This window comes from Agathobacter rectalis ATCC 33656 (assembly GCF_000020605.1).
Classification (GTDB): Bacteria; Bacillota; Clostridia; order Lachnospirales; family Lachnospiraceae; genus Roseburia; species Roseburia rectalis.
On record NC_012781.1, the window covers coordinates 1073616 to 1087978 of the forward strand.

Here is a 14363-nt window from a genome sequence, read left to right on the forward strand (position 1 = left end):
ATAATTGTTGCAAAAGAAGGCTCTGTTATAACCACAATTAAGAAAAACTATAATATATTCCTATACTTTATTTTCTTAAGTTTTGACTATGATGGGTTGAAATAATAAGTTTATTGTGTTATAACGTTAAACAACAAAAAAACAATAAATGCGTTGAAGGAGACTTGGATCACCAGACACCGACAGGAATACAGCGTCACCGACTGAGAGCGCTGTTTGGAAGAGCTGATTGCAGGAACACTACCGGAGCAGATCTGTTGAACGATTGATATGGTTTATTGCATAGATAGGTTTATCGTATGTGAATTAAGCTTTTTATATATCAAAAGTAGGCAGATACGATTCATCCACGTTACGGATAAGAGTGGAGAAACAGGAACAGTCCTTTTTCTCAAAGCGGGTGGTACCGCGGAATATTTTTAGAATTTTCGCCCCGGAGCATTTCATTAATTTGATATGCTCCGGGGCTTTTTTTCCGTCCCGCTTAAAAAATCAAAGGAGCACAAAAATATGGAATTCTTAACAGGAGCAGTTCAAAAGGAAGACCTCGGTATCGCAGAAATTCTTGCAGGCGACTACGAGGGCAAAAACATCAAAGTAAAGGGTGCGATTCACACCATAAGAGATATGGGTGAGGTTGCATTCATCGTCTTAAGACGCAGGGACGGACTCGTACAGTGTGTATACGAGCCGGGCAAATCCCAGTTTAGCGTCGATGATCTAAAGGAAGCAGATACCGTGGAGGTATGCGGCACATACAAGAGTGATGACCGTTCTCCAAACGGCTTCGAGCTTCGTCTTGACACTATCATAATTTTATCTGAGCCGGCGGAGCCTATGCCGCTTCAGATCAACAAATGGAAACTGAATACTTCGCTTGAGGCAAAGCTCAATAACAGGGCAGTGGCACTCAGAAATCCAAGAGAGCGTGCTACGTTCCGTATACAGGAGGGCATCACAAGGGGCTTTAGGGATTTCCTTTATAATAATGGATTTACAGAGATTCATACGCCAAAGCTTGGTGCAAAGTCAGCCGAGGGAGGCGCCAACCTCTTCAAGCTTGAATATTTCCACAGACCGGCTATATTACAGCAGAGCCCGCAGTTTTACAAGCAGATGATGGTAGGTGTCTTTGACAGGGTCTTTGAGACTGCACCTGTTTTCAGAGCAGAAAAGCACAATACAAAGAGACATCTGAATGAGTATACATCACTCGATTTCGAGATGGGCTACATTGACGGCTTCGAGGATATCATGGAGATGGAGACCGGTTTTTTGCAGTACACCATGGAGCTTTTAAAGACCTCATACGCCAAGGAGCTTGAGCTTTTAAAGATTAAGCTGCCTGACGTGACAAGCATACCAAGAGTCAGATTTGACGAGGCAAAGCAGCGTGTTGCAGAAAAATATAACAGACAGTTCAGAAACCCATTCGACTTAGAGCCGGAGGAGGAGGTACTTATCGGACAGTACTTCAAGGAAGAGTATGGCAGTGATTTTGTATTTGTCACACATTATCCTTCAAAGAAGAGACCGTTCTATGCCATGGATGATCCGGCAGACGAGACATACACCTTAAGCTTTGACCTGCTTTTCAGAGGTCTTGAGATCACAACAGGCGGCCAGCGAATCCACGACTACAACAAGCTTATGGAAAAAATCGCAAAGCGTGGCATGGAGACAGAGGGTATGGAGAGCTATCTTTCAGCCTTTAAGTACGGCATGCCGCCACATGGAGGTCTTGGAATAGGACTTGAGAGACTTACTATGCAGCTTATCGGAGAGGACAATGTGCGTGAGGCAACACTGTTTCCTCGTGATCTCAGCAGATTGGAGCCATAGGTCACAGCTTCTGGGGTTGTGGCGGGTGCGCATGCAGGCTGTGTGGTATTACAGGCTGTGAGCGTCGGAACTGTTAAAAATTTGTCTTCGCAATATATATACACCCATGCGTTGCAGAGTGTTTAGCGCACCCTGGGCAGATATTGGTACATTTCCCAAAAAATAAAATATCAGGAAAGAGAGAAAGGATATCGTATGAATCATATAGGAACAAGAGAAATCGCCACAGAGCGGCTTACTCTTCGAAGATTTGAAATAGAAGATGCCGAGAACATGTTTTACAACTGGGCGAATGACCCGGAAGTGACAAAATATCTTACATGGCCGGCGCATGAAAGTGTTGATACTACAGAGACTATTTTAAAAGAATGGATATCTAAGTATGACGAAAAAGATTTTTATCAGTGGGCTATTGAGCTTAATGATCTCGAGCAGCCTATCGGAACTATAAGTGCAATTAAAACTGATGAGAGAGTTGAGTCGGTTGAAATCGGTTATTGTATCGGAAAGCGTTTCTGGAATAACGGTTATATGACAGAGGCACTCACAGCTATCATCAGATTTTTTATCAATGAGGTCGGTGCAGGACGCATATGGGCCAGACATGATACTGAAAATCCAAATTCCGGCAAGGTGATGGTTGCGGCAGGCATGGATTATGAGGGTACTTTACGCCATGCAGGCTTCAACAATCAGGGTATATGCGATGAAGCGGTATATGCAAAGGTCAGAAGTGCAGCACTTGACGAGGAACCTGAGGAGGAGACTCCTGAGCAGCAGGCTGTTACCACAAAGGTGATGGGCGAGGACGGAGTCATGAGAAACGTAATCTCTGATGAGACTATGGAGTATGTTGGAATCCTTGCAAAGCTTGAGCTTTCACCGGAGGAGGCAGAGGCTGCCAAGAAGGATATGGCAGATATGCTTGATTATATCGACAAGCTTGAGGAGCTTGATACTTCGGGAATTGAGCCTATGAGCCACGTATTCCCTGTAAACAATGTATTCAGAGATGATGTTGTCACAAACGGTGACGGAAGTGAAGCAACACTTGCCAATGCACCGGTCAAGAAGGACGGCGGATTCAAGGTACCAAAGACAATCGGCGAATAACGGCAAGGAGGAGAAAAATGGATTTAATGTCTTTAACTGCCGTGGAACTCGGCAAGAAAATACAGGCAAAGGAAGTTACAGTGGAAGAGGCTGTAAAGGCTGCCATTGCTTCTATAAAAGCAAAAGAAGAAAAGATAAACAGCTTTGTCACAATAGACGAAGAGGGTGCACTTAAAAAAGCAGCAGAGGTTCAGGCAAAAATTGATGCGGGAGAGCTAAAAGGAGCGCTTGCGGGTGTGCCTGTAGCCATAAAGGATAACATGTGTACAGAAGGGCTTCTCACCACATGTTCATCAAAGATACTCTACAATTTCATCCCGACCTACACAGCGGAGGCTGTTAAGCGCCTTGAGGATGCAGGCTGTGTCATCGTTGGAAAAACCAACATGGATGAGTTTGCCATGGGAAGCACCACAGAGACATCTGCATTTGGAGCAACCAAAAACCCATGGAATACAGAGCACGTACCGGGAGGTTCATCAGGTGGAAGCTGTGCAGCAGTTGCAGCAGAGGAGGTACCGTTTGCACTCGGTTCAGATACAGGCGGATCAATCAGACAGCCAAGCTCCTTTTGTGGTGTGACAGGAATCAAGCCAACCTACGGCACAGTTTCACGATATGGACTCATTGCCTATGGCTCATCGCTTGACCAGATTGGACCTATCGCAAAGGATGTCACAGACTGTGCTATTATACTTGAGGCAATCGCTTCATATGATACGAAGGATTCGACATCAGTAAACAGAGACGATTTGAAGTTTACAGAGGCGCTTGTCGATGACGTAAAGGGTATGAAGATTGGTATTCCAAAGGATTATCTCGGAGATGGACTTGACCCGGAGGTAAAATCGGCAATCCTTGCAGCGGCAGATGAATTAAAGAAAAAAGGTGCTGTTGTGGAGGAATTTGACCTCGGACTTGTAGAGTATGCCATTCCTGCGTACTATGTAATCGCCTGTGCTGAGGCAAGCTCAAACCTTGCCAGATTCGACGGTGTCAAATACGGATACCGTACAAAGGAGTACACAGACCTTCACAACATGTACAAGAAATCGCGTTCTGAGGGCTTTGGACCTGAGGTAAAGAGAAGAATCATGCTCGGCTCCTTCGTACTCTCATCAGGATATTATGATGCATATTACTTAAAGGCATTAAGGGTAAAAGCACTTATCAAAAAAGCCTTTGATGATGCCTTTGCCAAATATGATGTGATACTCGGACCGGCAGCACCAACCACAGCTCCAAAGCTTGGAGAGAGCTTAAGTGATCCAATCCAGATGTACCTTGGTGATATCTACACCATATCTGTAAACCTTGCAGGTCTTCCGGGAATATCGCTTCCGTGCGGCATGGACAAAAACGGACTTCCAATCGGATTACAGCTCATCGGAGACTGCTTTAAGGAGAAGAATATCATCCGCGCAGCCTACAGCTTTGAAAAAACAAGAGAGCTTAAGCGCAGCACTATTGCGGAGGAATACAGTAACAAAAATACAGCAGATACCAATAAATCTGCCGGTGCACAGTAGGAAGGAGGCAAAAAGGATATGAAAAACTATGAGACAGTCATCGGACTTGAGGTCCATGTAGAGTTAGCTACAAAAACAAAGATCTTTTGCGCCTGCTCCACAGCATTCGGAGGCGCACCAAATACACATACATGTCCTGTCTGCACAGGACAGCCGGGCTCACTTCCTGTTTTAAACAAGCAGGTTGTAGAGTACGCAGTGGCAGTAGGACTTGCCACCAACTGTACCATCACACAGTACAGCAAATTTGACAGAAAGAACTATTTTTATCCGGATAACCCGCAGAACTATCAGATATCACAGCTTTATCTGCCAATCTGCCGCAACGGTTCAGTGGAGATTGAGACAGCAAACGGAAAGAAAAACGTCAGAATCCATGAAATCCACATGGAGGAGGATGCCGGAAAGCTCGTACATGACGAGTGGGAGGACGTATCTATCGTAGATTACAACCGTTCCGGAGTACCTCTTATAGAGATAGTATCAGAGCCTGATATGCGCTCCGCTGAGGAGGTTATCGCATACCTTGAGACTCTGCGTCAGACCATCCAGTATCTCGGAGCATCTGACTGTAAATTGAATGAGGGCTCAATGCGTGCCGATGTCAACATCTCAGTCAGAGAGGTGGGCGCAAAGAAGTTTGGTACACGTACGGAGATGAAAAACCTTAACTCCTTCAAGGCTATCGCACATGCCATCGAGGGTGAGCGTGAGCGTCAGATAGAGCTTCTTGAGATGGGCAGAAAGGTAGTACAGGAGACACGTAGATGGGATGACAACAAGGAATCATCACATGCCATGCGTTCAAAAGAGGATGCGCAGGACTACAGATATTTCCCTGAGCCTGACCTCGTGCCAATCGTCGTATCTGATGAATGGATTGCACAGATAAAGGCAAAGCAACCTGAGCTTCGTCCACAGAAGCTTGCACGCTACAAGAAGGAATACGACATCCCTGAGTATGATGCAAAGATTCTCACAGAGTCAAAGCATATGGCAGACATATTTGAGGCTGCCACAAAGCTCTGCGGCAAGCCGAAGAAGGTTTCAAACTGGCTGATGGTTGAGACAATGCGATTGTTAAAGGATAATGATATGGATGCAGATGCGATAAAATTCTCACCTGTAAACCTTGCAAAGCTTGTAGATCTGGTGGATGCAGGCACGATCAACTCATCTGTTGCCAAGGAAGTATTTGAGAAAATATTCCGGGAGGATATTGATCCTGAGCAGTATGTCGAGGAGAACGGTCTTAAGAGCATGAATGATGAGGGTGAGCTTAAAGTTACAATCCAGGCTGTCATCGATGCAAATCCACAGGCAGTTGAGGATTATCACAATGGCAAGAAGAAAGCCATCGGAGCACTTGTAGGTCAGACCATGAAGGCCACAAAGGGCAAGGCAAATCCTGCTGTTGTCAATAAGCTTCTTATGGAGTTGTTATAATTGGATAGATATTAAGAAAATGGATCCGGCAGGTCTTTTGATCTGTCGGTTCTTTTTTTTCAAAAGCGCCTCAGCTTGCTTGCACGCATTTATTCAGTAGTGTATAATAGTTAAATGGCTGATAAAGCAGCTAAATGATACAAAGGCGGTAATTCACCTATGAATAATGATGATTTCAAGGAAGTACCTGACAATATTCAGGATAATAATGGAGAAACTACAAATAACATAGATAATACAAACGATAACAAGTCAAACGACTACGAGGATGTCTGCTATATCTGCCGCAGACCGGAGAGCGTGGCAGGAAAGATGATACATATCCAGCCGAACCTGTGCATCTGCAACGATTGTATGCAAAAGACCTTTGACTCCATGAGCAACGGTAATTTTGGCAACCTCGGAAATCTGGGAAATATAAGCAATATGGATTTTGGCAATATGCCCAATATCAGCATGATAAATTTGTCAGATCTGACAGGAGGCATACCAAACAGCCAGAAGCTTAAGAAGAAAAAACCAAAGGAAGAGAAAAAGGTCGAGCCGATTCTTGACATTCACTCAATTCCTGCACCGCATAGGATCAAGGCAAGTCTTGATGACTATGTGGTAGGTCAGGAGCATGCAAAGAAGGTCATGTCGGTTGCAGTATATAACCACTACAAGCGTGTCATGGCTGACAATAAGCATAAGGCGCAGGAAGAGAACACCACTGCAAAGCAGGCTTCAAATAAATATGATGGTGTGGAGATTGAGAAATCAAATATGCTCATGATCGGACCTACAGGTTCAGGAAAGACATATCTCGTAAAGACTCTTGCAAAGCTTTTAGATGTGCCACTTGCCATAACAGATGCCACATCACTTACTGAGGCCGGATATATCGGTGACGATATCGAAAGTGTGGTAAGTAAGCTTCTTGCGGCTGCAGATAATGACGTGGAGAGAGCTGAGCACGGTATCATTTTTATAGATGAGATAGACAAGCTTGCAAAGAAGAGAAATGCCAACCAGCGTGATGTGAGCGGAGAGTCAGTGCAGCAGGGTATGCTTAAGCTTTTAGAGGGATCAGAGGTTGAGGTGCCGGTTGGTGCCAGCAGCAAGAATGCCATGGTTCCGATGACCACAGTTGACACGAGAAATATTCTCTTTATATGCGGAGGTGCTTTCCCGGGACTTGAGGATATCATAAAGGAGCGCCTGAACAAGGAGGCTTCTATAGGCTTCAAGGCTGATTTGAAGGACAAGTATGATGGGGATGAAAACCTGCTCATGCAGGCAACTGTTGATGATATCCGCAAATTCGGAATGATTCCTGAGTTTATCGGACGACTTCCTATCATGTTCTCACTTGAGGCGCTCACCGAGGATATGCTTGTAAAGATATTGAAGGAGCCAAAGAATGCCATTATCAAGCAGTATCAGAAGCTCCTTGAGATGGATGAGGTAAGGCTTGAGTTCGACGATGATGCGCTTTATGCCATTGCCAAGATGGCAAAGGAAAAGAAGGTCGGAGCCAGAGCTCTTCGTGCGATTATAGAGGATTTCATGCTCGATATCATGTATGAGATACCAAAGGATGACAATATCGGCACGGTTACAATCACTAAGGACTATGTGGAGAAGAAGGGTGGCCCGCTCATTCAGATGAGAGGTACACCTGAGCTTGCAGACAGTCAGCACGTTTAATAGTTAAATGATTATGAAATTGTGAATTGGCTGTAAATGATGCAACAAGGCTATGCGTAATGAATCTATGTGTAGTCTGTAATGATTTATAAACGTTCATATATCAAGAGGAATTGGAAAAATGAAAATTATCCACTGTGCAGACCTGCATCTGGATTCGAAGATGACCTCGAATCTGTCAAAGGAGCAGGCAAAAGAGAGAAAAATGGAAATACTGCGTACATATTCAAGGATGATAGAGTACGCCAGAAATAACGATGTAAAGGCGATTATCATAGCAGGCGATTTATTTGATACGAGAAATGTGTCAGCGACTGCCAGAAATCTGGTAAAGGATTCGATTACGTCAAATCCGGATATTGATTTCTATTATCTTAAGGGTAATCACGACTCGGACAATTTCATATCGAAGCTCGATGAAATCCCTGAAAATCTTAAGCTTTTTTCTAATCAGTGGACCTCATACAGCTATGGGAATATCACAATAACAGGTCTTGAGATAGACAAGTCTAACCAGGCTGTTATGTACAATTCTCTTGTGCTCGACAATGACAATTACAACGTTGTCACTCTCCACGGACAGCTCGGTGATGAGATTTCCACAGGCGACCTTAAGAATAAGGGCATTGATTATCTCGCACTCGGTCATGTGCATGAGTATCAGAGCGGACAGCTTGACAACCGTGGCATGTACTGCTATAGCGGCTGCTTAGAGGGAAGAGGCTTTGATGAGTGCGGACAAAAAGGCTTTGTGGTGCTTGATATAGATGATGAGAAGCTCACGGCAGGCTTTAGCTTTGTACCGTTTGCGTACAGGAGCCTCTACACGCTGTATGTGGATGTGACAGGAGCTATGACCACACAGGATGTGGCTGTGAAGATGGAAAAGGCCATTTCGGACAGTGAATATTCATCGAGAAGCATGGTAAAGTTCGTGCTTGTAGGTGAGGTGGACGTGGATTGTGAGATAAACACAGATTTCCTCAAGGATATGTTCGAGGAATATTTCTACTATGAAAAGGTGTATGATGAGACAAGACTTCTCATCAATTACAGTGAATACGAAAAGGATGCATCACTTAAGGGTGAGTTCATACGGATGGTGCTTGGCTCAGATATGACCGAGGAGCAGAAGTCTGAGGTCATCAGGTGTGGTATATCGGCGCTTAGCGGGGAGGAGATTTAGAAATTGAAGTTAATAGCTTGTCACATAAACAACTTCGGAAAGCTGTCCGATCTTAATATCAATTTCAATGATGGAGTCAATGTCATAAACCAGCCAAACGGCTGGGGAAAGAGTACACTTGCGGCTTTTTTGAAGGCTATGCTGTACGGCTTTGATACGAAAAAGGAGCCGGGCGCCTTTGAGAGGGAAAGAAAGCTCTATAAGCCATGGCAGGGCGGCACTTATGGTGGAGAGCTTGATTTTGAGGCCGATGGAGTGGAGTACAGACTTGTAAGGACCTTTGGCCTCACAGAAAAGCAGGATGATTTTCACTTATACAGGCTTGCAACCATGGTTGAGTGTGATGATTTTTCACCACTGCTTGGAGAGGAGCTTTTTGACCTCGACCGCAGCTCGTTCAAGAGAACGATATACATAGCACAGGCAGACTGCATGTTTTCGTCATCAGACAGCATCAGCGCAAAGCTTGGCAATATGGCGGAAAATACAAATGACATCAACAACTTCGAGTCGGCGACAGCGGACATTAAGGACATGATGAACAAGATGTCCCCAAACCGTATCACAGGTTCTATCAAAAAGCGTGTAAATACACTCACAGCCTTGGAACAGGAGCTTAAGAAGTATCAGGCAGCGGATGAGGCGGCAGCACAGCTTTCACAGAAAATAGATGAGAAAACTGCCCAGAAGAAGGAGCTTACCGGTATAAGAGCCGAGTACGGCAGGGCGCTTCAGGTGGCATCTGAGGACAGCAGAAAGCAGGCACTTCGTGAAAACTACGAGCAGCTTTGTGCTGTTGCAAAGGAGAAAGAGAGCATTTACAATGCTGCAATGGCAGTCTTTGGAGACAAAGCACCGGATGAGGCAGAGCTTTTGGAAAAGACAAAGCAGGCCGGAGAGCTTGAAAGCTTAAAGGCTGTAGAAGATAATCTGAGCTTTACGCCTGAGGAGGAGCAGTATTTAGATACACTTTCAGGTATGTTTAAGGATGGTGTGCCATCTGATGATGGTCTTGATGAGATGCAAAAGAAGATTGCAAACATCCAGAGCGTCAAGAATGAGTACAGCCACATGGAGCTCAAGCTCTCGCAGATGACCTCACTTGCAAAGATGGCAGATGATGAGGAGGAACCGGAGACACCTGAGAAGACTAAGCTTGTACCTGCGGGTATTGTGCTTATGGTTATCGGTCTTTTGGCAGCGGCTGTTGCCACGGTATTCAGTCTGAATGAGAAGTACAATGTGAAGGAAATCATGTTTCTTGTGGTAGGCATAGCTGGAGTCGCTATGGCGCTTTGCGGTGTTGTCATGATGGTCTATGGAATCCGTCTGAACAACAAAAAGCAGAGAGCATACATCAGGCTTATGGCTGAGCGTGAGGAAAATATAAAGCAAAAGGAGATACCGATTCAGGAATTAAAGGAGCAGCTTGAGCAGATTCAAAGCGGCATTACATCAATGGAGCATGAGGTATCGCAGTTTTTTGACAGCTTTTCGATTGAAGCAGATGAATCGCAGTATCAGGAGAAGCTTTATGAGCTTCGCACAAAGGCTCATGACTACAGCCGTTTCAACGAGCAGATAGGAAAGCGCGCCAAGACAAAGGCTGACTATGAGAAGGCAAAGGCTTCGCTTGATGAGTATTTAAGTCTCTATGGATATGACAGTGCTGCAGAATATACACAGACACTTTCACAGATGAAAAAGCAGCTCGCAGAGGCCGGCTTTGCAAAGGAAAATATGGACAGTGCTCTTCAGAAGAAAACGCAGTTTGAGAATGACAACGATATGGACAAGCTTCTTGCACCAAATGAGTGTCCGTATACACTTGATGAGCTCAATGAGATGATTTCAAAGGTGGAAGGCAGCCTCGATGAAATCAGGGCATCCTTAGTGCAGTACGGCAGACAGATGGATGATCTGCAGGAGCAGCTTGATATGAGGGATGAAAAGGAGCAGGAGTATCGCAACTGCAAGCAGATACAGGCTGAGGAAAAGCATAAGTATGAGATACTTGGACTTACATCAGACTATCTGACCAGGGCAAGGGAGCAGTTTACTGCCAGATACATGGCACCTATTTCCAATGGATTCCAGAAGTACTTCGGTATCCTGACAGAAAATACAGACAGAGACTGGCAGGTGGATGCCAATATTTCAATAAGGATGAAGGAGCAGGGGCAGCTTCGCGATGTGAGAACCATGTCGGCAGGTTACAAGGACCTGATAGGCATATGTATGCGTTTTGCGCTTGTGGATGCGATGTATCCGGGCGAGAAGCCGTTCCTCATACTTGACGATCCGTTTGTGAATCTGGATGATGAGAAGCTTGCTCGAGGCAGAAGGCTGCTTGCGGTGCTTTCGCAGGATTACCAGGTGATTTATTTTACATGTCATGGAAGCCGCGAGTAAATTTTGGTCGAAGCTTTGTTTTATATTATGGTAGCATATTTTTATTTATAGAATATAATTATATGAGGGTCAAAATATCTTTTGACCCTCATATCTAAATATTATATCATATGAGGTAAAATATGCAGTTCATAGTATCAAAAAAGGAGTTCATTCCACCGGTAATAGCTCCTGATATCATAGAGACATTGGGCGATGATTACGAGATATGGACATATGAGGATTACGAAAGACTCCCACCACTTCTGGTGGGAGTTTATTCGTATTCGGCTATTCCAAAGTGTCTTGCTCCTTTATCCACGCAGGGACTTGTAAAGAGCGGTGTGTTCAGGCTTCAAAGGGAGTTTGTTCCGGGATTATACGGAAATGGTGTGTATGTGGTGGTTATTGACACAGGTGTGAATTATGCGCAGGAGGCTTTTATGACACCTGAGGGTAAGACGAAGATTGCAGTGCTCTGGGATCAGAATACGGATACGGTTTATTCTGAGGATGAGATAAATGCTGCTATTTTATCGGAAAATCCATATGAGAGCATACCGGGTGATGAGGATGGGCATGGTACGTTTGTGGCGAGCGTGATATGTGGCAATGACAGACCGCAGGATGATTTTGCAGGGGTGGCACCACAGGCTAAGCTTATTGTCGTGAAGCTGAAAAGGGCACCTCAAAAGCTGTATGATTTCTACTTTATTCCGGATCGTAAAATGGTGTACTCGGAGGTTGATGTGATGAGAGCAGTGCATTTTGCAGATGAGTTTGCAGGTCAAAAGGGAGCACCGGCTGTCTTTTGCATGGCGCTTGGCTGCAATAACGGAAGCCACACGGGAGCTGAGGATCTTTCAGAGTATCTGGACTATATCACGGCAAAAAGAGGCAGGGCTGTGGTTGCGGCAGCGGGCAATGAGGCGAACAGCAGGCATCATTATAAAGGGCGCATAACAGATACAGTCGATGATATTGAGATAAATGTTGAGCAGGATATGGATGGCTTTTATCTGGAATGCTGGGCACTTTCACCTGAGCTATTTACGCTTTCTGTCATATCACCGAGTGGTCAGTCGAATCCGGCAGGGGTACCAATGCGAATAGACAGCGGTGAATACTCATTTCTGCTTGAAGGAACACAGGTGACTATTGACTACAGGCAGACCGGCAGACAGACGAGGGATTTGCTTATATTTATCCGCTTTGAAAAGGTGGTGAAGGGAGTGTGGACCATCAGGGTATTTCCACTTAGTACTATTGGAGGTGTTTTTAATATGTGGCTCCCGATGACAGGACTTCTTGATGCTGATGTGAGCTTTATTGTCTCGGAGCCTGATACCACGCTGACCATGCCTTCGGATGCTAAGCTTGTGATAACGGCGGGAGGCTATAATTCCCTAAATGATGCAATACTTTTAGAGTCGGGAAGGGGCTTTGACGCAGACGGTGGAATAAAGCCGGATCTCGTAGCACCGGCTGTGGATATCACAGGGGCAAATCTAAGAGGAATGTATATAGCACTAAGTGGCACATCGGCGGCTGCTGCAATCACTGCAGCGGTGGCGGCTCTCATCATGGAGTGGATGATAGTGAGAGGCAATGTTTTGCTCGCAAACGGAGTGGATATAAAAAATGTCATGGTAAGAAACTGCCGCAGAAAAGAAAAAACTGACTACCCAAATAAAATTTTTGGCTACGGATTCATGAATGGGTTTGCCAATTTCTAAGAAAACGGATATAATATATTCTAAAAGATAAAAAGGAAGGGTGAATGGATGACAAAAAGCAATAATTTATTAGCGGATTACGCTGCAAAAAAACAGGATATCTGTATTAAAAATGACACAATTTCAGATAGTCTTTTCAGGGAATATGGTGTCAACAGAGGACTTAGGGATGTAAACGGAAAGGGAGTTCTGACAGGTCTTACGAATATTTCGGAGATTGTTTCATTTAAGACGGGCGAGGATGGCAGCAGCGTGCCATGTGACGGACAATTGTGGTACAGGGGCTACAATGTAAAGACACTTACGAACAACTTAAGGCCCGGTGAGTTTGGTTTTGAAAAAATTGCTTATCTGCTGCTTTTCGGGCAGCTGCCATCTGAGAGTGAATTGGCTGAGTTTACAGAGGTTTTAGGAAGAAGCAGAACCCTTCCTACCAATTTTACGAGGGATGTCATCATGAAGGCTCCGTCAAAGGATATCATGAATTCCATGACGAGAAGTATACTGACACTGGCTTCATATGATCCTCTTGTAGCAAAGGCGGGCATCGACAACAATATCAGACAGTGCTTATCACTTGTTGCAATATTCCCGATGCTTGCAGTTTACGGTTATCATGCGTATAATCATTATGAAAATGATCAGAGCATGTATATTCACAGGCCGGATCCAAAGCTTTCGACAGCTGAAAACTTCCTTAGGATGCTCAGAGCTGACAATCAATATACAGAGCTTGAAGCAAGGGTGCTTGATATGGCACTTATTCTTCATATGGAGCACGGCGGTGGAAACAACTCTACATTTACCACCCGTGTGGTTACATCGGCAGGTACAGATACATACTCTGCTATCGCGGCAGCCATGTCATCCCTTAAGGGACCAAAGCACGGCGGTGCCAATATCAAGGTGATGGAGATGATGCGGGACATCCGTTCGCATGTGAAGCACTGGGATGATGAGGATGAGGTGAGAGCATACCTCAGAAAAATGATGGATGGTGAGGTGTTTGACCACAAGGGACTCATCTATGGAATGGGACATGCGGTGTATTCACTTTCTGACCCGAGGGAGCGTATATTCAGAGGCTATGTGGAGAAGCTTTCAGTTGCAAAGAAGAGAGATAATGAGATGAACCTCTATAATACAATAGAGAAGGTGGCTCCTGAGATTATCGCTGAAAAGCGCCATATCTTTAAGGGTGTTTCTCCGAATGTCGATTTCTACAGCGGCTTTGTTTATGAGATGCTTGGTATTCCTATGGAGCTTTACACACCTCTTTTTGCCATTGCGCGAATCGTTGGCTGGAGTGCCCACAGGCTTGAGGAGATTGTCGGCATGAACAAGATTATCCGTCCGGCTTACAAGAGCGTCATGAAAGAGATAGAGTAACGAGAGGATGTTACAGTCTATCGTTCATATATCAATAATACG

9 protein-coding genes and 1 pseudogene are annotated in these 14363 nt (G+C 44.8%); all 10 read left to right on the top strand.

Translation table 11 applies throughout. The features are described from left to right. Positions 1–510: 510 nt before the first annotated feature. The 10 genes and pseudogenes from aspS (at position 511) to EUBREC_RS05250 (ending at position 14321) form a co-directional block, all read left to right on the top strand. Entirely contained in the window at positions 511–1842 is a 1332-nt protein-coding gene (gene aspS / locus EUBREC_RS05210; protein ID WP_041253949.1) for an aspartate--tRNA(Asn) ligase, read from the top strand. Between the two features lie 273 nt (positions 1843–2115). Continuing rightward, positions 2116–2436, top strand: a pseudogene (locus EUBREC_RS18275) (GNAT family N-acetyltransferase); the annotation flags it as partial. Between the two features lie 222 nt (positions 2437–2658). Beyond that, positions 2659–2955: an Asp-tRNA(Asn)/Glu-tRNA(Gln) amidotransferase subunit GatC gene (gene gatC, locus EUBREC_RS18280; protein ID WP_306748814.1), complete on the top strand. Its 297-nt coding sequence runs from the start codon at positions 2659–2661 to the stop codon at positions 2953–2955. A gap of 17 nt (positions 2956–2972) precedes the next feature. Further along, positions 2973–4484 (top strand): Asp-tRNA(Asn)/Glu-tRNA(Gln) amidotransferase subunit GatA, encoded by a 1512-nt coding sequence (gatA, locus tag EUBREC_RS05220; protein ID WP_012742032.1) that lies wholly within the window; start codon positions 2973–2975, stop codon positions 4482–4484. Between the two features lie 18 nt (positions 4485–4502). Beyond that, positions 4503–5930: an Asp-tRNA(Asn)/Glu-tRNA(Gln) amidotransferase subunit GatB gene (gene gatB, locus EUBREC_RS05225; protein ID WP_012742033.1), complete on the top strand. Its 1428-nt coding sequence runs from the start codon at positions 4503–4505 to the stop codon at positions 5928–5930. A 159-nt stretch (positions 5931–6089) separates the two neighbouring features. Beyond that, positions 6090–7619 carry an ATP-dependent Clp protease ATP-binding subunit ClpX gene (clpX, locus tag EUBREC_RS05230; RefSeq protein ID WP_012742034.1) on the top strand — a complete coding sequence of 510 codons (1530 nt, stop codon included), beginning with the start codon at positions 6090–6092 and terminating at the stop codon, positions 7617–7619. A gap of 121 nt (positions 7620–7740) precedes the next feature. Further along, positions 7741–8805, top strand: a complete 1065-nt coding sequence (locus tag EUBREC_RS05235) for a metallophosphoesterase family protein (protein ID WP_012742035.1) — start codon at positions 7741–7743, stop codon at positions 8803–8805. A gap of 3 nt (positions 8806–8808) precedes the next feature. Beyond that, complete coding sequence (locus EUBREC_RS05240; RefSeq protein ID WP_012742036.1) at positions 8809–11217, top strand: ATP-binding protein; 2409 nt, start codon at positions 8809–8811, stop codon at positions 11215–11217. Positions 11218–11339: 122 nt separating this feature from the next. Further along, on the top strand, positions 11340–12932 hold the full coding sequence (locus tag EUBREC_RS05245) for a S8 family peptidase (RefSeq protein WP_012742037.1): 1593 nt from the start codon (positions 11340–11342) through the stop codon (positions 12930–12932). 48 nt (positions 12933–12980) lie between these two features. After that, a complete protein-coding gene (locus EUBREC_RS05250) occupies positions 12981–14321 on the top strand; it encodes a citrate/2-methylcitrate synthase (protein ID WP_012742038.1) in 1341 nt (446 codons plus the stop codon). The last annotated feature ends 42 nt before the right edge of the window (positions 14322–14363 follow it).

Coding starts and splice junctions, on each gene's coding strand:
- clpX (WP_012742034.1), top strand. CDS start 6,090: ATGAATAATGATGATTTCAAGGAAGTACCTGACAATATTCAGGATAAT.
- EUBREC_RS05250 (WP_012742038.1), top strand. CDS start 12,981: ATGACAAAAAGCAATAATTTATTAGCGGATTACGCTGCAAAAAAACAG.
- gatA (WP_012742032.1), top strand. CDS start 2,973: ATGGATTTAATGTCTTTAACTGCCGTGGAACTCGGCAAGAAAATACAG.
- EUBREC_RS05245 (WP_012742037.1), top strand. CDS start 11,340: ATGCAGTTCATAGTATCAAAAAAGGAGTTCATTCCACCGGTAATAGCT.
- EUBREC_RS05235 (WP_012742035.1), top strand. CDS start 7,741: ATGAAAATTATCCACTGTGCAGACCTGCATCTGGATTCGAAGATGACC.
- gatB (WP_012742033.1), top strand. CDS start 4,503: ATGAAAAACTATGAGACAGTCATCGGACTTGAGGTCCATGTAGAGTTA.
- gatC (WP_306748814.1), top strand. CDS start 2,659: ATGAGAAACGTAATCTCTGATGAGACTATGGAGTATGTTGGAATCCTT.
- aspS (WP_041253949.1), top strand. CDS start 511: ATGGAATTCTTAACAGGAGCAGTTCAAAAGGAAGACCTCGGTATCGCA.